The organism is Tsukamurella sputi, from assembly GCF_007858445.1.
Classification (GTDB): Bacteria; Actinomycetota; Actinomycetes; order Mycobacteriales; family Mycobacteriaceae; genus Tsukamurella; species Tsukamurella sputi.
Genome location: NZ_VIGV01000076.1, coordinates 1 through 644, shown reverse-complemented (window position 1 = coordinate 644; position 644 = coordinate 1). Strand labels below are relative to the sequence as shown.

Annotated in this window: 1 protein-coding gene; it reads left to right on the top strand. The window is 68.6% G+C overall.

What is annotated here, in order from left to right; genetic code table 11:
- On the top strand, positions 1–644 hold a 644-nt coding region (locus tag FK268_RS23230; RefSeq protein ID WP_146437816.1), incomplete at both ends, for a ParA family protein.

The following is a 644-nucleotide window of genomic DNA, read 5'->3' as shown; positions in this document are numbered from 1 at the left end:
CGCAGGGCAACGCGAGCACCGCGCTCGGCGTCGACCACCGCTCGGGCGTTCCGTCGACGTACGAACTCCTCCTCGGCGAGGCGACGCTGGAGGACGCGATGGCGCAGAGCCCGCACTCCCCCAACCTCTTCTGCGTACCCGCGACGATCGACCTCGCCGGCGCGGAGATCGAGCTCGTGAGCATGGTGGCGCGCGAGACGCGTCTGAAGAACGCGCTCGGCAGCGCCGCGGCGGAGGATCTCGACTACATCTTCATCGACTGCCCGCCCTCGCTGGGACTGCTCACGGTGAACGCGCTCGTCGCCGCGAAGGAAGTCCTCATCCCGATCCAGTGCGAGTACTACGCACTCGAGGGCGTCGGCCAGCTGCTCCGCAACATCGAGCTCGTGCAGTCACACCTCAACAAGGATCTCCACGTCTCGACCGTGCTCCTCACGATGTACGACGCGCGGACCAAGCTCGCCGATCAGGTGGCCGCCGAGGTGCGCAACCACTTCGGCGATCGCGTCCTCGGCGCGACCATCCCCCGTAGCGTCAAGGTCTCGGAGGCGCCCGGCTACGGCACGACGGTCCTCGACTACGACCCGGGTTCGCGCGGCGCGATGAGTTATCTCGACGCGGGCCGCGAGCTCGCCTTCCGCGGC